Below are 20,254 nucleotides of genomic sequence, written 5' to 3'. Positions count from 1 at the left end.
CGGTACCCTGTGGCTCAACACCAGAAACTCCCCCGTCCCGTCTTACCCATGGTCTATGCCTTTGCGCCAAACCGCGAGACGTTAGGGGGCACTGCTTATCTCATTGTAGAAAAGGATGGCAATACCCTGATTGATACGCCATTTTGGGCAGCAGGAACCACAGAATGGTTGGCACAGCAAGGCCCCCTAAAACGGTTGATTCTCACCCATCGTGGGGCGATCGCCCACGTCCGTGAATTTCAACGTACCTTTGGGTGTGAGGTGGTGATCCATGCCCAAGAAGCCTATTTACTACCCCACTTAACCGTCACAACCGTGCAGGGCTACTGCGCCCTCACCCCAACCCTAGAGGTGCTGTGGACCCCCGGTCACTCTCCCGGCAGCAGTTGTGTGTATTGGCGGGAGCAAGGGGGCGTCCTCTTTAGCGGACGACATCTGTTACCCAGCCCCGATGGTGACCTCCTCCCCTTGAAAACAGCGACAACCTTTCATTGGCCGCGGCAACTGCGCAGCGTCAGAACCCTACAACACTTTTGCGCTCAGCGTTCCTTAGCCTATCTGTGCCCGGGTGCAAACCTCGGCTTTTTGCGCGGTGCAGGGGTGATCTCTAATGCGCAAGATATTTTACAATCTATTCCCATCCCCCAAGGCAGTAACACGGTTCTCACACCCTAGTTTGCGCCTGTGGTTCGGTAAAAAGAACCTATAAAAGGCGTAAAACCCTACTTGCAAAGCGCCTTGTATCTTCTAGACTAAAAGTAGCTCACAGAGAGATGAGTCACTGATGACCGCCTTGAGAGGGTGGCAATACCAACAAATTTAACTATTGGCTCTGTGCAGCGACTCTAGATCAAATTAATTAATTTGGGAGGATACAGCTATGGCACTCGTACGTTGGGAACCATTTCGGGAAATTGACACCCTACAACGGCAAATGAATCGTCTATTTGATGAACTGATTCCCCTCAGCGCGCGCACCGATGATAGTCACTTTTTACCAGCGGCAGAGTTGGAGGATACACCGGACGCATTATTGCTAAAAATTGAACTTCCCGGACTAGAGGCTAAAGATATTGACGTGCAAGTCACGGCTGACGCTGTAGCCATCAGTGGCGAGCGCAAGTCAGAAACCCACAGCGAAAGCAACGGTATTAAACGCAGCGAATTTCGCTATGGTAAGTTCCAACGGGTTATTCCCTTGCCAGCACGGGTTCAAAACACCGAGGTTAAAGCCGAATACAAAGATGGCATCTTGCACTTAACGCTACCGAAAGCGGAAGAAGAGAAAAACCGCGTTGTCAAAGTGAACCTTGCCTAAGAGCACATCGTCTCCCTCGAGGAGGCGATGACAGGTTGTTACATGTTGAACGCATCGACACCCCCCAGCGTGGGGGATTTTTTTAGTTCCCTAAGAGGCAAGGGCAACCTCGACAAGCTGTTGTAGCTCACCGCTTTGGTACAGTTCAATGAGAATATCGGATCCACCAATAAACTCACCATTAATATACACTTGAGGAATTGTTGGCCAATTGGAATACTCTTTAATCCCTTGGCGAATTTCAAAATCTTCGAGGACATCTACCGTCGTGTAGGGAACACCCAAGGCATTCAAAATTTGCACGGCATTATTAGAAAAGCCACACTGGGGCATAAGCTTACTGCCCTTCATGAACACGACAATTTTATTGCCCTTGACAAGGGCATCGATTTTAGCCTGTAGTTCTGGAGTCATCGTTGGTTGCGTAGGTGTAGAACAAGATTAAACTAAAGAAACCGAAAAAACAGTTGCAAGGAGATTACCTTTATTTTAAGGGGTTTGCTGACCACTGATCCGGCGTGTAGGTTTTGAGGGCTAGGGCATGGAGTTCATTGGTGGCCATCACCCCATTTAAGCCGCGATACACTAATTGATGCTGCTGTACCAGCCGTTTACCTTCAAAGGCAGCGGAGACAACAACCGCTTCATAGTGATCACCACCTCCGGTTAAATCTTGGACGTGGACAATGGCATCAGGAAGACTTGCTTGGATAAGCTGCGTTAGTTGTTCAGGGGTAACCATAGATGATACTAAACGTTCTTAAGTGCCTCACGTTAAATAGTCTATCAAACTTCCCTCTTATGCCGCCTGGGCAAACCATGGTCTGGGTATGGCTAGCCTTGTAGTTTCCCAGTGTGTTGAGGATTCCTATGCCGAGTACGGCTTTTTGCCCCCCCACGTTTGTGTCACAAACCCTCACCATCAGTAGCGGCAAAATCGTTTACTATACTCCGAGCGATCGCTACTGGGGCAACACTATTGAGCGTTCTCCCCTGATCTTTTTGCACAGCCTTGGGGGCGGCTCCAGCCATTATGAATGGTCGCAGGTGTATCCTGCCTTTGCCAGTCGCTATCGTGTGATTGCGCCTGATCTCATTGGCTGGGGGGCATCGGATCACCCTGCGCGAGAGTATTACACCAGCGACTACTGGCTGATGATTGCTGAATTATTACGGATGGTGGGCACGCCGGTGCGGGTGGTGGCCTCTTCCCTCACTGCTGGTATTGTTGTTCGCTTGGCGGTGCAACAGCCCCATCTTTTTAGCAGCCTGTGTTTGGTGTGTCCCAGTGGGTTTAATGATTTTGGTGAAGATCAAGGTCAAGCGTTGGCTCGCGCTATCCTGAGTGTGCCTGCCCTAGATCGGCTCATCTATACAGCGGCGGCAGCAAATCCCCTTGCGGTTCGCAGTTTCCTGACTCAGTTTTTGTTCGCTAACCCCCAACGCCTGCGGGAGGAAACCGTTAGCGCCTACCTTGAGTCTGCCTGTCGCTATGGCGCAGAATGGGCGGCCTTAAGCACCTTAAAGGGTAATCTTTCCTTTGATTTGAGCCAATACTTGCCGCAGTTGCAAACCCCCACGGTCATCTTTTGGGGTGAGCAGGCGAAGCTAACTCCCTTTTCCCTAGGGCAGCGGCTCTACGCCAGCGCCCACGGTCGGCTGCAAGGGTTTTATGGCATTCCTGAGGCGGGGGTGCTACCACACCTTGAGGTGCCAGAGTGGATAATCTATGGCCTCCGTCGCTATTTCCTGAGCTAGCTGGCGGCGGGAAACAGTTGCTTCAAGCCTTCCTCCAGCGTAGGTGCCATCACTAGGCGCTCGTTATCCATAACAATGACCCGGGCAAGGGTAGGCAAGCTATTTTGGCTGGCTTCAAGGTAGATGGGTTCCACGTAGAGTAGGGATCGCTCGATGGGAATAATGAGGAGGTTGCCCTGCACTGAGCGCGAGCCTTGCCGATTCCAGAGGGAAATTTGCTGGGAAATGAGCGGATCCTGATTAATGCGCGCTTCCATTTGCTCAGGTCCAAACACCAGTTCCTGCTTGGGAAATACGTAAAGCAATAATTTGCCGTAGTTTTGGCCATCGGAGCGCGCTGCTAACCAGCCAATGAGGTTGGGACGGTTTACGGGGGTAAAGGGAACTAAGAGCACAAACTCTTCGGTGTAGCCAATGGGCAATTTCGTAATGAGGTAGTAAGGGGCAACGGACTGGGGGGTTTCGCGGTAGATTTCTTGGGGAATTTGCCAGAGGTCTTCACGGTTGTAAAACACTACCGGATCGGTCATGTGGTACTGCAATAGCTGCTCCGATTGGATTTGCAGCATATCCACGGGATAGCGAATGTGGGTGTACAACCGGTGCGGCATGGCACTAATGGGGCGAAAAAGCTGCGGAAAGATGCGCTGCCATGTGCGCAAAATGACATCCTCTGGCTCAACAACGTAAAAGGTGACATCGCCGTTGTAGGCATCGACAACAATTTTGACGGAGTTGCGAATGTAGTTAAAGCTATGCTTTCCTGGGTCAGCGTAGGGATAATGGCGACTGAGGGTGTAGGCATCAATAATCCAGTATAAATAACTCACCCCAGCACTCCTGTGACTGGCTTTGATGTCACTCTCAGAACGCGGATCGGCAATGACCAGATAAGGCTCGCTGTCGATGCGCAAGAATGGGGCGATCGCCTGTACCCGCTCTTGAATTGTGCGCCGAAACAGCACCCGCGAGTCAGGCCGTAGATTAGGGGTGAGTAAGACTTGCCAATCGCGAAAATAGACAGCATAGATCAGCCGTCGCCACCACGCTGAAATGGCCACACCGCCACTGCCGTCGTAGTGGTTATAGACGTTATCACTGCCGCGGGGGAAGTCCAGTTCGGGCACATGGGAGGGCGCGAAAATGTAGGTATTCGTCAGTTCACCGTAGTAAAGACGCGGATAGAAGAAGGGGAAGTTCTCCCGCAGTTGCGGCGGGAACGTGAGCAGTTCGCCATTTTCACCAATGTCGCGCACAAAATACTTGGGTAAACCGTTTGCTTCGGCGGTATTCACGGGACTCATGGTAAACCCATAGCCGTGGGTGAAGACGAGGTGTTCGTTAATCCAACTGCGGGCAAACTGCTGCACGGCGCTGTAGTCAATTTCGCGAGCTGCAATCAGCACTTGGCGAAGTTCTGGGGTGGCCTGCTGGTTGGCAAGCTTGAGGGAATAGCGATCTAAAAAAGCGGCTGGGAAGCGGTAGTAGGAGCGCAACTGTTGCAGTTGGCGATTGGTTTCTAAGAGGGGGCGGGTATCCCAAACGCGAATATTGCGGGTGGTGGCCTCATTCGCTGCAATGATCTCGGCGTTGAGATTATTTTCGGGCTGGAAGGGTTCAACCCTCATGGTGTCTAGGTTAAAGCCTTCGCGGGTGTGGGTAATTGTCCGTTGAATGTAGGGAAGTTCCCGTTCCAGTTGGTTCGGTTCAACAATGGCTGCCTCAATGGCATTGGGGAGTAACCAATCGGCCACCAAGATGACGACTAAATAGCCAAGGGTAAAGCTAAACAAGCCGGGGGCGATGGGGCCTAAACGCCGCTGCCCCCGACCGCCTTGGCGAATGGCTGACCAGCCAAGGAGCATTGCCACGGCAAGGGCAGACACGCACAGCCAGCCGTAGAGGGGTAAGCGCACCGTGACATCGGTATAACCTGCGCCAAAGGCGGCTCCGTTGGTGGAGTAAAGCAGTTTGTAGCGCTCTAGCCAAAAGCTAAAGGCAACCGTGGCAAACACAAAGGCACTCAGACCCTGTAAATGTCGGCGTTGCGATCGCACAAAGCCAAGAAATTTGCCATGGCTGAGGCTATCGTTGGCGAGCAAATAGGTAAGAGCCACTCCCGCTAAGCTCACCACACTCAGGTTCACAAGCCACAGCCGTAGCAGTTCTAACAGGGGGAGGCGAAAAAGATAAAAGCTAATCGAACGATGGAACAGTGGTTCGGTATGGGGATCACTAACACCAAACACACCCGTTAGCACCGCTGACCAACTCATCAGGGCGATCGCCCCCATGGCCAAACTCAGGATCACACTAATCCCCCGAAAGAGGTGCAGCGGTGCCCATAGCCCCAGTATCAATGTGCCAGCGCTCACCAAGAGTAACCATGGATTCTGGAGGATTTGTTGCAGTAAGTCTGCGGCTCGCCAGACACTTAACTGCGGCAAAAGCGGGGTATTAATCGTCATGTCGCTGCGCTGCTGCCACAGTTGCACCGCGATCGCCCCAATGTGGTACGTTGCCACTATCAGCAAGCCAATTAACCCCGCCGCCGCACTCAACAGCCCCAGTAGCCCCAACCCCCGATAGCGACTGTGGGCAGTGAGTTCTGCATCCAAGGTAACCGTGCACTGCTGGTAGGCACGGCGTTGATGCCAACGGTAAAAGAGTCCTGACAGCCCAACCACAAAAATTAGCAGCAGTCCCTGTACCCCCCACCGCAGCCACAATACCCCAGCGTAGCCAAGGTGATGAAACCAGAGGCTTTCTGCCAGCAGACGGCAAATGACAATGCCAAGGGCGATCGCCGCCACCAACCAACCTAGCCAGTACAACAGTGAATGACCAAGGGAGCGGTAGCGCATGGACTCCAAACTCGAAAAATTTTTAAAGGTACGTTACATTGCGGTTAGAATTTGCTACTGCTAGTCTAACGGTTTGGCCATGGTCTTGCGCATCCTTTTGTCTTGTCTGCTCAGTCTGGTTGTCCTCGTGGGATGGTCTGCCCCTAGTGTGGCCTTAGGAGGTGAACTGCCCCCCCTCGATGCCCCGGCACCGGAATTTACCTTGCCCACCAATGGCAGCAGCCAGCCCGTTCGCTTAGCAGACTACCGTGGCAAATGGGTGGTGCTTTACTTTTACCCAAAGGACTTTACCTCTGGCTGTACGATAGAGGCGCAGCGCTTCCAGCAAGATATTGAGCAATTCCATGCCCACAATGCCGAAGTTATCGGTGTCAGCGCCGATTCTGTCGATTCCCATGCAGATTTTTGCGATAGCGAAGGGTTGACCTTTCCACTACTCTCGGATCCGGATGGCCGCGTTAGCAAAGCCTATGGCTCGTGGTTAGGGTTTGTCTCCCTACGCCATAGCTTTATCATTGACCCCGACGGTATTTTGCGAGAGCGCTACGTCAAGGTGAATCCAGCAACCCACAGTAAAGAAGTTCTCGCGCGCTTAGAGGAACTCCAGCACACCTAAGTCCATGGGTGGTGGCGCAATTCACTGATGGATGCCCCCTGTAGAGGTCGTGAAGGCGTGTGGTACAGACCTGCCTCCAGTGGATAAAATCAGTACATTTGTTTCGGACAAGTTCAGCGTGAATCATACATTCTTAGTGGATGCGGGACGGTGGCTCCTGAATGGCTACTGGCTGGAGCCACCTCAAGAGGCGATCGCCATCTCTGGCAAGATTCTTGTGTCCTATGGGCAGGATGACTGGTTTTCTATGGCGGCAAAGGTAACATTCGCTGAACAAGCTAAACCAGACTTGATTTTACAGTCACGGGGTAAGCTAGAACTAGATGAAATGATGTTTACCTATGTGCTGCAACACAGTTTGTTAGGCCGCCTCGAAGGGGAAGGCTGGATTACCCCCCATAGCATTGTGCAGCAGTTTATTCTATTGGGAGATGCAAGTCGTTGCACAGGATTTGAGCATTACTGGCAGGTGGATGCCAATCACTACACCCTCTTAAGTGGCATTTACCGTAGCCATAAACTAAAACAACTGTTGGAAGCCACACTGGAGCGAGTTTAGTTTAACTTTTAACTAATGAGGGGTTCGGGGAGCAATACGTCCCGCACTGTAACTGTAGGGTCAGCGTCGGGAGGATGTCACATCGCTCCTTGCCCCAGATTCATCACCACTTGCTGAAGCTCAGAAATTAACGCCCTAGGACGGCCATTCATTTGGTTGTCTCCTAAGCTCTCCAGTACTTGCCGCAGTTGGTTGAGCCGATCCTGTACAGGCTGCAAAAATTCCCGTAGTAGATCTGCTTGGCCGCGTTTGGCCGCAATCAAGCGTTGCTCTTCGATCAGCGTCTGCTCTTGCTGTGTCAACTGATCTCGCTGCTGCTGTTGCCGTTTGCGGCGCTCTTCAATGTCGTGGCGCAGACTTTCGAGATCGGTGTAGGCGTGCTGGAGTTCTTCCGCCAGTTGGTTAACAGCAACGCCGTACTCATGAAACTGTTTTTCTAGCTCACTGAGAATTGGAATCAGGCTAATCCCCTGCTGTGAAGCGGGATCTCGACGGGCTTCGAGAACTTGCAGGTAAATTTTATAGGTCGCTTCTTTTTCACGGATATGTTGGCGCTGACCTTCAAGGGCTTGGTTGAGGAGATTACACCGCTGCCGCTCATCTTCCACTTCACCAGCTAGTTGGAGGCGATCAAAGTCACTGGCATCTTTTGCTTTTTGCTCAAGTTCCATCAAGGACTCCAGCGCCATTTTTAACTCTTCTTCTTGATCGTTGACAAAGGCGGAGGCTCGCTTGAGATCGTTACCACGATTAGCCACTTCTTTTTCTAGATCTTCTATGGCCATTTTCATCAAGGCATTGACATCTACCGCTTCGGTTAAGTCACTTACCATGGCCTGCCGCATTTGTTGGATCATCTCTTCTTGTTGGGCAAGGAGCTGGCGCTCTTTTTCGAGAACCGATTGCTTGTAGCGGCAAAGTTCTTCCTGCAGGGCGATCGCCCGGCTATCTTGCCAAAATTGTTCTTGGGCTGCATGCCATACCTGCTCTTGCTCACGAAATGCGTGGAGTTGCTGCTCAAGGGCTGCTTGCCGCTGCGCCACTTCTTGGTCAATTTGCTCTAACTGCTGCCAGTATTGGGTTAACAGGGCTTGCTGCTGCTCCAGAACCTGCAAACAGTCGTTGACCTGATTAGTGCTACTGCTATTGAGGCTGTCGCTCAGTTGTTGCAGGATCGCATCGACTTGACGAATCTGATCCGGTGAGAGGCCAACACTATGACTGGATTTTAATTGCTCCCAGCGTTGCTGCTCTTGGTGAACTTGGTGGCGTAGGTTTTCGAGGGCTTGGCGCTCAGCTTGAATGCGTTCTTCCTCACTCCCTAGTTCTGAGCGCAGTTTATTGAGGTCTGCCAGTTGTTGCTCATAGTTGGCAATTTGTTCTTCTAGCTCTTGTAACTCTTCACGACGAATTTCAAATTCTGCTTCTCTCTGGTTGAGGGCTTCTGCTTGGTAAGACAGGGATTGCTTCCAGCCTTCAATTTCTTCTTCTTGGCTTTGGAAGCGTTCGCGCATCCGTGTAAAGCCGTGTAAAATGCCCGTCAGTCGCCGTGAGGCTTCATCTACATGCTGAATCTGACGATTGGCAGCCATCTCAACAAAGACCAGCACCCCATTACCGTAGTCGCGGCTATTGTCAAATGGGATGGTGTCTTCGTTTTGGGAGACAGGATGCCAGTACCCAGATTGTTCACGCATCAGAAGTTTTAGTTCGGATTTCGTACCCATGAAACCCGTTTTTTTAATGACTTCCGCGAGATACTGCACAGCCCTTGACCTCTTAATCTAATGCAAATACTTACACACAACGGAACTTAGCGAATGCATGCCTCGAGCACGATCGAGCACGATGAACTCAAGGACAAAAAATATCCAGAGTTAGCGCTCGTCATATCAAACTAACAAGTGTTAGCCTCACGGCAACAACTCAATTCCATACTAAACGGGAATGCCATCATCAGGGCAACAGTGTATAGCGGGTGCCCCAGACTGGCGCTAGTAGGCCAAGGGTGGCTAAAGCTAGACACATTATAGATCAGGCATGAAGCGATAGTAGCTGAATTCGTCGGCAACCTTACGATGCCAGCACGCGCAACTGGCCGCGATCGCCATCCAGTTCTGCAAGCACGCCAACCGGTAAGGCGGCATTGACCCCCTCATGGCCAAAGGGCAGATCACTGACAATGGGAATGCCTAAATCCCCTAGGCGATCGCCAAGAACTTCCAGAACACGAAAGTTTGGTTGGGTGGCAGCATCGTCACAGCGACTAAACCGCCCTAGGGCAATCCCCTTAACTTGCTTGAGCACACCACTGCGTCGCCACTGGGTCAGCATCCGGTCAATGCGGTAAGGGGCTTCCCCCACATCCTCTAGTGCTAAAATCACGTTGCTAAAGTCGGGGCAATCGGGGGTGCCTAGCAAATGGGTTGCCACCGTCAGGTTACCCACCAATAGCCGTCCTTGGACACAGCCGCCTCCCCAAGCAGTGCCTGAGAGGGGGGGCAGCGGCTGTCGCTGTACGCAGTTAAACAGGCGAGTTTGGCTCCACAGAGGTTCGGCGGCCAGCGTTGTCAGGACTGGGCCATGCACCCCTGCGACGCCTTGGGCGGCATAGCTCCACAGCAGGGCGGTAATATCGGAAAACCCAATCAGCCACTTCGGGGCACAGGGCAGCCATTGCCATGCTTCGAGTAAGCGGGTGCTACCAAACCCACCGCGGCCACAGAGAATGGCCTTAATAGTAGTATCTTGCAATAGGTGGCGCAGGCGATCGCGCCGTTGGGCATCGGAGCCTGCAAGGTAGCCCCACCCGTCAAAGGCCGCCTCGTCCACCAGCACTTCATAGCCTTGAGCTTGCCAACAGGCCACCCCTTGCCAAAACGCCTCTTGGTGTCGCAGTACGCCGCTGGGAAAGGCCACGCCAAGGCGATCGCCCGGCTGCAACGGGGGCGGCAGAATGGCCATCGTCATCTCATCCGCATCCGATCACAGGAAGTCTGAGCCACGGTAAAACTGCAATCGCCCAGTACCAATATACTGGCCAATCGCCCGATCGCCACCCCGCGGAAAGGCCGTCACACCAAACAAATAGACCTCTTCCCATTGAGGGTTGCGCACAGGGGAAACCTCCACCCGCAAATAGCTTCCTGGAGGAATGGGCGGATCAAAGGTGATGCGTAGCACTTGGTCGCTGGGGTCAAACACAGCCGCAGCAAGGGGAGTGCGTTGGCGAGGTCGGGTGCCAACAAAGGCACGGGTACGCTGCGGTTGAAAATAAAGGGTTTCTAGAGCTGGTAACTGCTGAATCTCTAGACGGGCAAGGGATTCGCCAGCAGTCTCCGGCACCCGCAAAATAAAGTTGTAGATAGGGCTGGGAATTAATACCTGAGGATAGCGGGTATTTGCTTCAGCAAAAATTGGTGGCTGATCGAAGGCAACGCGACCATCAGGTAATTCCACTGCTCCCACCCACGGCGCTGCACTAAGGGCAAGGCCAACCCCCACGCAAAAAGAGTTGATGCATTTGATCATTTTGTACGGGGGGGCGGTTCAGAACTGTGGGCGATCGCGCTACTACACATCCAATTCTCGGGCAGCCCCGGATAACCACGCCGCAACGCTTCCGGACAAATAGTGTAGATGGTAAGCTGGCAATCAATCATTTGCAAGCCGTACTTATCGGTTTGCTTGAGGGCTTGCTTCAAAATCGAATCATTATCAAACTCGGTTGTTCGGTTGCACTGCACACACACCATGTGATGGTGATGGTGAGGTGACATCGTATTCAGTTCATAATGCTTATGACCTTCGGCCAATTCCAACTCTCGCAAAATGCCCATCCGTGACATTAGCTTGACAGTCCGATAGACAGTGGACAAACTAATGGAGTGCCCTTGCTTGCGTAGCTCGTGGTGTAAGTCTTCGGCACTCAGGTGGTTGCCCTTCGGCAAATTTTGGAAAATATTGAGAATGGTTTCCCGCTGTGGCGTTAATCGCCATCCTTTATCGTTCAGTTCGGCTTTGAGGGCTGCTGCGGTGTAAAGGGGCATAGGAGATTCGCTCAATCCGCCGTTATGATTCGCATGATAACTGACCAACGGCAGTATTTGCAAGAATGCAATCTTATTGAGAATGATTAATAGTTGGAATGGCTAGTAATAACTAGTTTTTTGCAAAAAATAGCCATTATTTAATCATGACGGCGCAGATAACCTACCCCACCGCATCGGTGGATAGGGAATTCCGCGACACTACGTCATTTTTTTATGGCGGGAAGCTCGCACTGTAGTCGCAGGGTTAACATAAGTTGGCCACCAATCAATCCTAATGCCGCCCTCACCCTAGCCCTCTCCCAAAGGAGAGGGAACAAGACTCTTAGCTCCCTTCTCTCCAGGGAGAAGGGTTGGGGATGAAGGCAAGTCATAGCCACACTCAGTAACACCCAAATCCATAGAGCCTTGTGGCAGCCTAGCACTTCAAGGGAATGATAGGATAGGATTTGACACTCTCACCACCTAAAGGTGGGGGATTCTTACGCAGTCCATAAACGAACTCATAAAGGCGTTGTCAAGACGCCCCTACACAGTTCCTAGAGGCAAAGCCCCAAGGTTCTGCTTACTTGTAACAACTGTCGCCGATTGGGTTTTTCACCAAGGATGGCGACCAAGTATAGTTTAGCACAGAGCAACTAAAGTTGCTTTAGGGCTTTTCCACCCCGTACTAAAGTACGGAGCTACCAAGCTAACCCTCTGTGTCTAAATTTTCTTTCAAAAAGAAAATATCTGCTGTTTACGATGAACTGGCTCATGATCAATGTCCGTAAACGAGCGTGGCGTTGGGGGGCGATCGCCCTTCTCAGCGTTTGTTTCGCGGTATTGTTGGCAGCTCCAGGCTTTAGTCAAGTAACAATTCCGGGATTAAATCAGACCACAGTTTCACCGCCCCCCCCTGGCGTTCGTCGCATTGGCGAACTGGAAACAACAGAGGTGCGCTTTGATGGGCGGGTCTTGTTTACCATCGCTGCACCTACCGTGCGCGATCGCAATGACCCTGGCGATCGCGTTCCTGTAGAGCTGCGTGCTGAACTCATTCAATCTAATCTGCGCCGTATTCTCAATAGCGCCATTGAAAACCGCCGTGGTTCCCCAGAGGTCGTCAATATTGGGGTTGCTCGCCTCAATAATGAATTGGTCATTAGTGGCCGCCTCGGTCGTTCGGAACGCACCACCCGCATTCTTACAATCACCGAAGCCGATAGCGACTACCATCAACTACCGGCAGATACCCTTGCAGCAAACTGGCGCAGTATCTTGCAAACCCAGATGAACCAAGCCATTAAGGAGCGCACCTATGCAGCGCTGATGGTACAACTGCAAACGGCGGCATGGATTGCCCTCAAAGTCCTAGCTGCCAGTATCCTCATGTTTTTACTTCAAGTCCTGTTAGCGCGACAGCGACGCACGATACAACGGCAGTTGGCATCGATCGCCGCGACCACCCAACCCAACGAACCGGAGCGCCCGCTGCCCCTGTTGCCCAACTTGGGGGCTGAATTTTTCCTCAAGCAGCGGCTAAAACTCATCCGCCTCGTGCGCTATTTACTGCTCTGGGGGCAGATTGCCCTTTGGCTATACGCCTTGGCGTTGATCTTGGCATTATTTCCGGCCACCCGCGGATGGAGTTCACAGGTTTACGGTCTGCCGATTCTCTGGATGGCGGTATGGTTTGGCACTGGCCTCCTCAATCAGCTTGCTGACCTAGCCTTTGATCGCCTTCGCATCTTCTGGGAGCAAAATAACCTCGTCAAGTTTAGTGATGCCCAACGAACCACCCTGCGCATTGGCACTACCATTGAAGTGCTGCGCAGCCTCAAGACCGTGTTGATCTACTTGACGCGGATTGTGGTGATTCTGAGCTCCTTGGGAGTGCCTATTTCCTCCATTTTGGCGGTGGGGGGCTTCCTTGCCTTAGCCATTTCCCTAGGGTCTCAGAACCTTGTTAAGGATATTATTAACGGGCTGCTGATTGTTTGGGAAGATCAGTACGCTATTGGGGATGTGGTGCAAATTGAACCCTATGCGGGGATGGTAGAAAACCTGAACCTGCGGGTCACCCAACTGCGGAATGCTGAGGGCTGCTTAATTACCATTCCCAACAGTACCATTACGAAGGTGGCTAACCTAACCCGCACGTGGTCCCGGGTTAACTTAGAGGTGTGGGTGGATATCACCACTGCGCCAGATCCGATGCTAAGTCTATTAGCTGCGCTGAGTCAGGAGTTCTATGAGGAGCCAGCGTGGCACTCAAAGCTCCTAGCCCCCCCGAGGTGTTAGGCATTGATGAGATTACCGCCAGTGGTCTGTTGGTGCGTATTTGGATTAAAACTCAACCCGGCCAGCAGTGGGCGGTGGCGCGGGAATTCCGCCGCCGGATGCTGAATGTCCTCGCTGCCAACGGTATTCCCATTGGGCGCTTGCACCAGCAACTTCATCTGGTACGGGAGGTCAATGGCCATGGGGGGTCGCCAGATGCCTCCGCGTTGGAATCCTAAGCCGTAGCGATGTCATCTGCCGTCCTAGGTCAGCGACCAGATCGCATCATTATTGTGGGTGGGGGAGCCGCCGCTTTCTTCGGGGCGATCGCCTGTGCAAGTGCCAATCCCCGGGCGCAGATTACCCTGCTTGAGGCTGCCCCTAGGGTTTTGGGCAAAGTGCGCATCTCTGGCGGTGGACGCTGTAACCTGACTCATCATTGTTTTGATCCGGCACTCTTGGTACAGCACTATCCCCGTGGCGGAAAAGAACTGCGGGGGGCATTTAACCGGTTTCAGCCGCGGGATACCATGCAGTGGTTTCAGGAGCGAGGGGTTGCCCTAAAAACTGAAGCGGATGGGCGCGTGTTTCCCGTTTCTGATGACTCGAGCACGATCGTTGATTGCTTAGTCGCCGAAGCCAAAGCCTTGGGAGTTCGCATTCGCACCCAAGCTGCCGTCAAGCGCATTGCCAACGTAGCAGGGGAATTTCAGGTTATGACCAGCCAGGCTCCTGAACCACTGGTGGCCGATCGCCTCTTGCTGGCCACAGGCAGTAGTCCCCAAGGATATCGCTTGGCTGCACAGTTAGGGCATACTATTGTGCCGCCGGTGCCCTCCCTTTTTACCTTCCAAGTCGCAGATCCCCGTCTGCATGAACGGGCAGGCCTGATTGACACTCCCACCGACTAAAGTCGGGGGATTCTTACGCAGTCCACAAACGAACTCGTAAAGGCGTGAGCAAACCGCCCCTACACAGTTCCTTGAGGCAAAGCCCCAAAGTTCTGCTTACTTGTAACAACTGTCGCCGATTGGGTTTTTCACCAAGGATGGCGATTAAGTATAGATTAGCACAGAGCAACTAAAGTTGCTTTAGGGCTTTTCCACCCCGTACTAAAGTACGGAGCTACCAAGCTAACCCTCTGTGTCGTGTGCGTCTGCCGAAACGGGCGATCGCCAGCCATTGCCCCTTTGATCTGCCGCGACGACTGTGGAGCTATTGGCTGGAATTAGTGGGTATTCCCGTTGATCAGACTTGGGCGCATCTGGCCAAAAAAAGTAGCCAGCGACTAGCATTACTGTTGCATCGCAGTGAGTTTGCCATTGTCGGCAAAGGGGTGTTCAAAGAGGAGTTTGTCACCTGTGGCGGCGTGGATCTCAAGGACGTGGATTTTAAGACCATGGCTAGCCGCCGCTGCCCCGGCCTATTTTTGGCAGGAGAACTGCTAGATATTGATGGCGTGACCGGTGGCTTTAACCTACAAAGTGCATGGACCACCGGCTGGATTGCTGGACAAAGCTTAGGCCGCAACGGGTAACTGAAACGAGTGCCAAAGCTGTCGCCGTCCTAACTCCACATCCTCTGGGCGGCATTGCCAGTGGGGATGCGCGCTCATCAATAAACTTTCGAGGGTTTCGCGGTCAAACAGGTGCCAAACCGGTGCCCCCGCCACCTCATCCGCAATGGCCAATAAATTGTCACCAATGCAGTGAAGTTCTAAACATGTCGCAGCCCGCTGAAATTGCACCCGCTGCCCCGGCAGGAGCGATCGCACCGTTTCCATGATCTCCCGCAGATCGGAAATACTTTGCACCACCACTCCCGGGATTGTCGCCAACTGCTGCGGATCGCCGTTGATCTGTAACCAGTACTGCCGACTGGGATCAATCCCCAACAGCCATGGATCAGTATCATCTAAGCGGTATCGAGGGGCGAGCGAGAGTCCATGCATCATGTACAATATCCCAAATAACTGTGTTTTATAGAACCTGCAACTGTGCCAAGGAGCGATCGCGAGGATCGCTTTCTAGTAGTGTGATAAGTCTTATTTATTTGATCAATCAAAGTTAATAATGCTTAACATTAAGCCAATAGTTCTTAACACCATGCCACAGCATCAGGGTGGGGTAAGGGGGGGTGCCTGTCAGGGGCAGATACAAACGACTCACTAATACCTGATGGGGTTGACGCGGAATTCGCACAAGCTCTGTCTGCAACGCGTGGGGATAAAACCAGCCCCACAACAGCCCACCCAAGAGCACCAGTGCTACCCCCACCATCCGCCACGGGTGGTGCCACCAGAAATTACGGCTGTTCATTGGTCAGTGGCTCAGTGCGAAACATTTTCGCAAACATCTGGCTCACGTAAGCTTGGCCATAGACAACCGTAGGCTTGGCTGTAGGGGTTGCATTCTCAACCGCCGCTACAGGGGCTGGCTCTGTGTCTGTTGGCGGTGAATCTGGGGAATGTGGGGTATCAGGGGCAGGGCTGGCTGGGGAGGCCGCCTCTTGCCATGGATCGCTGGTCTCTGGGGCTGGCTCCGGTTGCCAGCGGCGACTGTTATCCCCCATGAGTGATCCCGCAGCAACCACCGCTCCCGCAGGAACGATGGTATTCATCAGGGTGGCACTGGTGCCAATACAGGCATGGGGTTCAATGGTGACTTGGCCAATGAGTAACACCCCCGCCCCGATATTGACCCCTTCGCTTACTGTAATTGCGCCGCCGTGGGCATGAATAACGCTGCCCATACCAATACACACCCCAGCAGCAATGCGAATGGTTGCCCCCGCTTCAGCCCAGAGCAAGACCCCCGGTGCCAGAATAGCTTGGGGATGTACCACCACATCACCAGCAATCCGTACGGCCGGAGTTGGGGGTAAGGCCAAGGGCGGCAGGGGCATCGGGGCACCTCACTTGGGAGGGCTACTTAGTGGCCTGTTGCAGCAGAATCTGCGCCACCCGTTGCTTACTGGCAGGGTTCACACCAATGAGGCGGACGTACTCGCCACTATACTCTTGCAGGCAGGCTTGAATGGCGGCAAGTGCCTCATTCAGGGTTTTGGCCTCAATACGCGGGCCACTCTGCCACGAGTTGGTGCGATAACGGCGGGCATCCACATGCTCTAGGGCTAACTGGTGTCCCTGTTGCAGGAGCTGCTGCACGCGCTGAACCACCTCTGAGTCTAGGCCATGGCTTGTGCTAGCAGTGCGTGTCGGGTTGGCCGTGCTGCTAGGAGCAAACCCTTTACCGCGGGTACTACTGCCATTAGTTGCTGCGTGACCGTTAGGGCGATGAATAATCACTTCTAGGACGCGCTGTTTAGCCTGTGGGTTGACCCCCACAAGGCGAACGTAATCCCGTGGATGCTCGGCTAAAAAGGTGCTCAGATCGTTGATACCTTGGGCAGAGGTAATTTTGATGCCACTCTGCCATGAACTGGTACGGAACCGCCGTTGATCAGCATACTCAGTGGTGATCACGCACCCTTGCCGCAGCAGGTCTTGAACCTGGTTCAGAACATCGGCACTCAGTACCGTATCGTTGGGGGTGGCACTGCCATTGTTAATGCTGGTATTCATTGCTTTGGGGGCGATCGCCACGGCACCGTCCGGTCGCTGAATAATTTGCTCGAACACCCGCCGTTTTTGCGTCTTGTCAATGCCAATCAGGCGCACATACTCCCCCGCATGTTCCTGAAGGCAGGCTTCAAGGGCAGCGATCACCTCTGGCTCCCGCTGCGATTGAATAGGGGCACAACTGGTCCAAGAGCTGGTGCGGTAGCGGCGGGCATCCGCGTGCTCAGTGCCAATTTGGTAGCCCTGCTGTAATAACTGCCGCACCTGCGCTGTAACGGAGCTATCAAGGGAGCCGCTAGGAACCGCACCCACCACGGGTGCTGACCCACTGGGGCGATCGCTAGCAGGAGCCGCATCCCCTGGGCGTTGAATCACCTGTTCAAAAACACGCCGCTTAGCTCGCTGATCAACACCAATGAGCCGCACATATTCACCCGCGTGCTCATTCAGAAGCTGCGCTATGGCTGCTAATACCTGCGATTCCTGTTGTGCTGTCAGCGTTGGGCAACTCTGCCAAGAACTGGTGCGATACCGTCGCGCATCCGCATACTCCAGCCCAATGTGATACCCCTGCTGCAACAGTTGGCGGACGTGAGTCGCGTAATCTGTTGTCATGGTACGATTTTCCCCGGTAAGCGTTTCAACCTGTAACATCTGTGGGTCAGCCTGACCCCGCTGCTCATTGCGAATGGGGGCAATACAGGCAATATTTTCAGCACAGCGATAGCCCGACAGCAGTGCCTTGTTAATCCCCACAACATGCTGAGCAAAATGAATATCTGATTCCTCGACGTTGGGAAGGCGATCCGCCTGTTGTTGATTGGTGATCACCATTCCTGAAGGAATATATTTACCGGGTGGAATTTCAACATCCTGAATCAGGGCATGCATCATGACAACACAGCCTGCTCCCACCCGTGCATTAAATACTGTTGAGCGAAAGCCAATAAAGCAGCCATCACCGATGTAGGCGGGGCCATGGATGAGCGCCATGTGAGTAATCGAGGCATTGTTGCCAATCCACACGGAATACTCTTGACCATCATCGCCAATGACTCGCCCCTGCTGTAAACCGTGAATGACCACGCCATCTTGAACATTGGTATAGGAACCAATATGGAAGGGTGTCCCTTCGTCGGCACGAATCGAGGTACCGGGGGCAATGTGCACATAATCTTTGATGCGGACATCTCCGATGAGGTTACTAAAGGAGTGAACGTAAGCCGAACTGGCAATGTCTGGCTCCGCTAAATCCCGTGACCATGGCGTAGGAGGTGCCGCATAACTTTGAACCGCCATAGGGAGAAGTCTCCAACTGCTAATACTGGGTACGCTTGCTATACAGCAAATAGTTATCCCGACTTACGGTGTCAATGATGGCCACAACGGCTGCATCAATGGGTCGCTGAGTACTGTTGACGATGTAGCGGGCGGCACTCCCTCGACTCACCAGCACCCATTCGTCTTGTCCTGCACCCACTGTATCCGCAGCGACTTCGTAGTCGGGTAAAAATTCGCCGTCCTCACCCAAATATTGCAAGACTAAAAACTTGACTCCCGCTAAGGTGTCTTCTTTTTGAGTACTGGTAACCGTGCCGCACACTCGTGCAATTTTCACTATGGGCGACCCATCGGACGAATGCCACTAACACTTTCACGGAACTGCTCCACTGCTTCGGTGTAGCGAATGGGCAGGACGTACTCAAGGTTCTCGTGGGGACGGGCAATGATGTGGGTCGAGAGCACTTGACCACCGTTGACTCGCTTCACGTTTTCTACCCCAGCCGCCACTGAGGCCTGTACTTCTGAGACATCACCCCGAACAATAACCGTGACTCGGCCACTACCAATTTTTTCGTAGCCCACAAGGGTAACCCGCGCAGCTTTTACCATTGCGTCTGCCGCTTCAACGACAGCAGGAAAGCCCAACGTTTCAATCATTCCGACAGCAATTGCCATTGTAATAGCTCCTAAACATTAGAAAGTGATGGTGCGATGCAACTGAACATTGACCTGTGGGAAATGTATTAGTTACGGAACTGTTCAACCGCTTCCGTGTAACGAATCGGCAAGACGTATTCAAGGTTTTCGTGGGGACGGGCAATGATGTGGGTCGAAAGAACCTCACCACCATTAACTCGCTTGGCAGAGTCAACTCCTGCCGCCACCGAGGCTTGCACTTCGGAGACATCGCCCCGGACAATGACCGTGACCCGACCACTGCCGATTTTTTCGTAGCCCACAAGGGTGACCCGTGCGGCTTTTACCATTGCGTCTGCTGCTTCGACGACGGCGGGGAATCCGCGCGTTTCAATCATTCCCACAGCAATTGGCATGAGTAAGCTCTCCTAATTAGAATAAGGGTAAGCAGTACAAAAATTACAGTTGCAATCAAATTGATCGCCCCAGAAATTTATGACGGGATGGCCGATTGTTATCGTTACGTTAATCACCGTCTTTTTATCTCTATGACAAGCATAGGGTTAGGGGTTTCTTTTGACAATATAACCCTTGATAATATTTTCTAGTTTCTACTATTATGAAACCTGATTCAACTGCGATGTTTGCGGTACTAGACCGGCGTTTGCAGCTCTCATGGACTTCATTCATAGATCAAAATCTAAGCCGAATTGAATTAGCATAGATAAGTCAACGGTTTTCCCGTGATCGCAAGATTGAAATTGAGTTTTTCAATGTCGAATCAATCACTAATAGGTTTGTGTCTATTTGTTGTATGTCCACTCAAGACATTTTGAAAAGGTTGCGTCAATGTTTTTAGAGGTTGGTAGTTTTGCCCCTTTGTTTACGCTGCCAGATGCCAGTGGCACCTTAGTTAGCTTAGAGGAATTGCGAGGGCAATGGGTTATTTTGTACTTCTACCCCCGTGATAACACGCCCGGTTGCACTAAGGAAGCTTGCGGTTACCGAGAGGTGGCAGCGGCGTTAGCACAACGCAACGTCACTATTTTGGGGATTAGTCCCGATAGTGTTGCTTCGCACCAAAAGTTCCAAAAAAAGTTTGATCTGCCTTTCCGGCTTTTGTCAGATACAGACACAGCAGTCGCCCAAGCCTATGGCAGTTATGGCTCGAAAACGTTTATGGGCAAGGAGTATTTAGGGGTGTATCGCGATACGTTTCTCATTGACCCAGAGGGTAAGCTGGCTGCGATCTACCGCCGTGTTAAACCCGATGCCCATATTGCCCAAGTGCTTGAGGATGTGGCACGGTTGCAGCAGGGTTGAGATAT

The 20,254-nt window shown here is 52.6% G+C and carries 22 protein-coding genes and 1 pseudogene; 9 read left to right on the top strand and 14 right to left on the bottom strand.

The annotated features are described in order from the left end of the window. Window positions 1-9: 9 nt before the first annotated feature. Both BRW62_RS04350 and BRW62_RS04345 read left to right on the top strand, forming a co-directional pair. Window positions 10-675 (top strand): MBL fold metallo-hydrolase, encoded by a 666-nt coding sequence (locus tag BRW62_RS04350; protein ID WP_227517566.1) that lies wholly within the window; start codon window positions 10-12, stop codon window positions 673-675. 205 nt (window positions 676-880) lie between these two features. Then, window positions 881-1,318 carry an Hsp20/alpha crystallin family protein gene (locus tag BRW62_RS04345; RefSeq protein WP_099798436.1) on the top strand — a complete coding sequence of 146 codons (438 nt, stop codon included), beginning with the start codon at window positions 881-883 and terminating at the stop codon, window positions 1,316-1,318. A 90-nt stretch (window positions 1,319-1,408) separates the two neighbouring features. Here the strand turns inward: BRW62_RS04345 and grxD are convergent, their stop codons facing one another. Both grxD and BRW62_RS04335 read right to left on the bottom strand, forming a co-directional pair. After that, entirely contained in the window at window positions 1,409-1,732 is a 324-nt protein-coding gene (grxD, locus tag BRW62_RS04340; protein WP_099798435.1) for a Grx4 family monothiol glutaredoxin, read from the bottom strand. Window positions 1,733-1,802: 70 nt separating this feature from the next. Beyond that, window positions 1,803-2,060, bottom strand: coding sequence for a BolA family protein (locus tag BRW62_RS04335; protein ID WP_099798434.1), 258 nt, complete (start codon window positions 2,058-2,060; stop codon window positions 1,803-1,805). A gap of 128 nt (window positions 2,061-2,188) precedes the next feature. Here BRW62_RS04335 and BRW62_RS04330 point away from each other — a divergent pair, with 128 nt between their 5' ends. Further along, a complete protein-coding gene (locus BRW62_RS04330) occupies window positions 2,189-3,076 on the top strand; it encodes an alpha/beta fold hydrolase (RefSeq protein WP_099798433.1) in 888 nt (295 codons plus the stop codon). Here the strand turns inward: BRW62_RS04330 and BRW62_RS04325 are convergent. Next, the gene (locus tag BRW62_RS04325; protein ID WP_099798432.1) at window positions 3,073-5,940 is read right to left on the bottom strand and encodes a UPF0182 family protein; all 2,868 of its coding nucleotides are present in this window, start codon (window positions 5,938-5,940) and stop codon (window positions 3,073-3,075) included. The two genes, BRW62_RS04330 and BRW62_RS04325, sit on opposite strands and share 4 nt — an antisense overlap. A 79-nt stretch (window positions 5,941-6,019) precedes the next feature. Between BRW62_RS04325 and BRW62_RS04320 the strand changes: the two genes are divergently transcribed. Both BRW62_RS04320 and BRW62_RS04315 read left to right on the top strand, forming a co-directional pair. Further along, a complete protein-coding gene (locus tag BRW62_RS04320) occupies window positions 6,020-6,556 on the top strand; it encodes a peroxiredoxin (protein WP_099798431.1) in 537 nt (178 codons plus the stop codon). Between the two features lie 118 nt (window positions 6,557-6,674). Beyond that, window positions 6,675-7,115 (top strand): hypothetical protein, encoded by a 441-nt coding sequence (locus BRW62_RS04315; protein WP_099799825.1) that lies wholly within the window; start codon window positions 6,675-6,677, stop codon window positions 7,113-7,115. A gap of 77 nt (window positions 7,116-7,192) precedes the next feature. Here the strand turns inward: BRW62_RS04315 and hmpF are convergent, their stop codons facing one another. From hmpF to BRW62_RS04295, 4 genes are all read right to left on the bottom strand, one after another. Then, window positions 7,193-8,881 carry a pilus motility taxis protein HmpF gene (hmpF, locus tag BRW62_RS04310; RefSeq protein WP_099798430.1) on the bottom strand — a complete coding sequence of 563 codons (1,689 nt, stop codon included), beginning with the start codon at window positions 8,879-8,881 and terminating at the stop codon, window positions 7,193-7,195. A gap of 307 nt (window positions 8,882-9,188) precedes the next feature. Then, entirely contained in the window at window positions 9,189-10,085 is an 897-nt protein-coding gene (locus BRW62_RS04305) for a S66 peptidase family protein (protein WP_099798429.1), read from the bottom strand. Window positions 10,086-10,100: 15 nt separating this feature from the next. After that, a complete protein-coding gene (locus BRW62_RS04300) occupies window positions 10,101-10,646 on the bottom strand; it encodes a DUF2808 domain-containing protein (RefSeq protein ID WP_099798428.1) in 546 nt (181 codons plus the stop codon). After that, window positions 10,643-11,164 (bottom strand): transcriptional repressor, encoded by a 522-nt coding sequence (locus tag BRW62_RS04295; RefSeq protein ID WP_099798427.1) that lies wholly within the window; start codon window positions 11,162-11,164, stop codon window positions 10,643-10,645. The genes BRW62_RS04300 and BRW62_RS04295 overlap by 4 nt, the downstream gene beginning before the upstream one ends. A gap of 756 nt (window positions 11,165-11,920) precedes the next feature. Here BRW62_RS04295 and BRW62_RS14375 point away from each other — a divergent pair. The 3 genes and pseudogenes from BRW62_RS14375 (at window position 11,921) to BRW62_RS15090 (ending at window position 14,963) form a co-directional block, all read left to right on the top strand. Further along, entirely contained in the window at window positions 11,921-13,447 is a 1,527-nt protein-coding gene (locus tag BRW62_RS14375) for a mechanosensitive ion channel family protein (RefSeq protein WP_198406153.1), read from the top strand. After that, complete coding sequence (locus BRW62_RS14370; RefSeq protein WP_198406152.1) at window positions 13,411-13,665, top strand: mechanosensitive ion channel family protein; 255 nt, start codon at window positions 13,411-13,413, stop codon at window positions 13,663-13,665. Before BRW62_RS14375 ends, BRW62_RS14370 begins: the two co-directional genes overlap by 37 nt. 9 nt (window positions 13,666-13,674) lie before the next feature. Continuing rightward, window positions 13,675-14,963, top strand: a pseudogene (locus tag BRW62_RS15090) (aminoacetone oxidase family FAD-binding enzyme). Here the strand turns inward: BRW62_RS15090 and BRW62_RS04275 are convergent. The 7 genes from BRW62_RS04275 to BRW62_RS04245 all read right to left on the bottom strand — a co-directional run bounded on the left by BRW62_RS04275 (window position 14,946) and on the right by BRW62_RS04245 (window position 19,342). Further along, complete coding sequence (locus tag BRW62_RS04275; RefSeq protein ID WP_099798424.1) at window positions 14,946-15,380, bottom strand: hypothetical protein; 435 nt, start codon at window positions 15,378-15,380, stop codon at window positions 14,946-14,948. The pseudogene BRW62_RS15090 and the gene BRW62_RS04275 overlap by 18 nt on opposite strands. Before the next feature lie 112 nt (window positions 15,381-15,492). Next, window positions 15,493-15,744, bottom strand: a complete 252-nt coding sequence (locus BRW62_RS04270) for a hypothetical protein (RefSeq protein WP_099798423.1) — start codon at window positions 15,742-15,744, stop codon at window positions 15,493-15,495. Continuing rightward, a complete protein-coding gene (locus BRW62_RS04265; RefSeq protein ID WP_099798422.1) occupies window positions 15,731-16,330 on the bottom strand; it encodes an LbetaH domain-containing protein in 600 nt (199 codons plus the stop codon). Before BRW62_RS04265 ends, BRW62_RS04270 begins: the two co-directional genes overlap by 14 nt. 22 nt (window positions 16,331-16,352) lie before the next feature. After that, entirely contained in the window at window positions 16,353-18,305 is a 1,953-nt protein-coding gene (locus BRW62_RS04260) for a ribulose bisphosphate carboxylase small subunit (protein WP_099798421.1), read from the bottom strand. A gap of 19 nt (window positions 18,306-18,324) precedes the next feature. Beyond that, complete coding sequence (locus BRW62_RS04255) at window positions 18,325-18,624, bottom strand: EutN/CcmL family microcompartment protein (protein WP_099798420.1); 300 nt, start codon at window positions 18,622-18,624, stop codon at window positions 18,325-18,327. Further along, window positions 18,624-18,965, bottom strand: a complete 342-nt coding sequence (locus BRW62_RS04250; RefSeq protein WP_011056790.1) for a carbon dioxide-concentrating mechanism protein CcmK — start codon at window positions 18,963-18,965, stop codon at window positions 18,624-18,626. Before BRW62_RS04250 ends, BRW62_RS04255 begins: the two co-directional genes overlap by 1 nt. A gap of 68 nt (window positions 18,966-19,033) precedes the next feature. Next, on the bottom strand, window positions 19,034-19,342 hold the full coding sequence (locus BRW62_RS04245; protein WP_011056791.1) for a carbon dioxide-concentrating mechanism protein CcmK: 309 nt from the start codon (window positions 19,340-19,342) through the stop codon (window positions 19,034-19,036). 433 nt (window positions 19,343-19,775) lie between these two features. On the opposite strand from BRW62_RS04245, the gene bcp reads away from it, so the two are divergent. Then, window positions 19,776-20,249, top strand: a complete 474-nt coding sequence (gene bcp, locus BRW62_RS04240) for a thioredoxin-dependent thiol peroxidase (RefSeq protein WP_099798419.1) — start codon at window positions 19,776-19,778, stop codon at window positions 20,247-20,249. Window positions 20,250-20,254: the final 5 nt, after the last annotated feature.

This window comes from Thermostichus lividus PCC 6715 (genome assembly GCF_002754935.1).
Taxonomy (GTDB): domain Bacteria; phylum Cyanobacteriota; class Cyanobacteriia; order Thermosynechococcales; family Thermosynechococcaceae; genus Thermosynechococcus; species Thermosynechococcus lividus.
This window is presented reverse-complemented; position numbering and strand designations above follow the sequence as displayed.